Below are 1,406 nucleotides of genomic sequence, written 5' to 3' on the forward strand. Positions count from 1 at the left end.
AGACTTGATCACGAAGTGATCGACCGTGCCGTCGAGGTCCGAACCGCTGAGGGCGACCGGAATGCCGGTCGAGTCCTCATTGCCGGAACCGGAAGCCGCTGCCGTCTCCGGGGCGTCGTTGATCGACGCGACGGTGATGGTGCCGGTGGCGGGCGTGCCGTCTTCCAGGCCCTGGTTATCCACCGAGGCGTACTGGAAGTCGGTGGTACCGTTCCAGTTGGCCGAGGGCACGAAGGTGATGCTCGCGCCATTACCAGTAGCCGGGACGCTGTCGCCGATGGCCAGCGCCGCGCCATTGAGGAACAGGGTGCCGTTGGCCGGCAGGGACTTGATCACGAAGTGGTCGACCGTACCGTCGACATCGCTGCCGGTTAGAGCGACCGGAATACCAGCGGCGCCTTCATTGCCTGAGCCGGAGGCTGCGTTGGTCTCGGGCGCATCATTGACCGGGGAAACACCGGAGAGGCTCAATTCGGCGGTATCGGTAAGATTGCCATCGCTGACGGTATAGGTCGCAGTGGGCACTGGACCGGTGTAGTTCGCTGCGGGGGTAAAGGTGAAGCTGCCATTGGCATTGATCACCAGCGAGCCGACGCCGGTGATAGTCGCGGTCTGGCCGGCCAGATAGCTATTGCCACCGAAGTCGAAGCCGGTGACGGTCAGCGCGTCGTTTTCCGGGTCGCTGTCGTTGGTCAGTACATTGCCGACAGTCTGGGAGTCTTCAGTGACAGCAATCGGGCCATCGTTGGCGGCTAGCGGCGCATCGTTCACCGGGGTGACGTCAGCGAAGCTCAGCTCGCCGGTATCGGTGGCCGTGCCGTCGGTGACGGTATAGGTCGCCGCCGGTACCGGACCGGTGTAGTTCGACGCCGGGGTGAAGGTGAAGCTGCCATTGGCGTTGATGACCAGGGTGCCAACGCCCGAGAGGGTGGCAGTCTGACCTGCCGTATAGGTGCTGCCGTTCACTTCGAATTGAGTGACGGTCAGGCTATCGCCATCGATGTCACTGTCGTTGGTCAGGACATTGCCGATGACCGGCGTGTCCTCGGTGACCGCAATCGGGCCATCGTTGCTGGCCAGCGGTGCGTCGTTCACCGGGGTGACGGTGATGTTCAGCGTGGTCTCGCTGCCGGTGTTGGTGACGTAGGTGACTTCGGGCACCTCGCCGTTCCAGTTCTGCACCGGAGTGAAGGTGTAGTTGCCGTTAGTGGCGACGGTCAGGACACCGACGCCGGTGATGACCGCGCTGGAACCGGCGGTGAAGCTACCAGTAACGCCAGCCACGCTGAAGCTGGCGACGGTCAGGGTGTTGTCCACATCGCTGTCGTTGCCCAGCACGTTGCCGGTGGCCGGGGTGTCCTCGGCGACGGTGTTGGTGTCAGGAGCCACCACCGAGGCATCGTCCG

At 63.6% G+C, this 1,406-nt stretch carries 1 protein-coding gene; it reads right to left on the reverse strand.

Annotated elements, in window-relative coordinates:
- Positions 1-1,406 (reverse strand): tandem-95 repeat protein (locus tag AAHM40_RS26970; protein ID WP_342247433.1); only part of this gene is annotated, 1,406 nt, incomplete at both ends.

It is taken from the genome of Pseudomonas sp. OTU5201 (assembly GCF_038440135.1).
Lineage (GTDB): Bacteria > Pseudomonadota > Gammaproteobacteria > Pseudomonadales > Pseudomonadaceae > Metapseudomonas > Metapseudomonas resinovorans.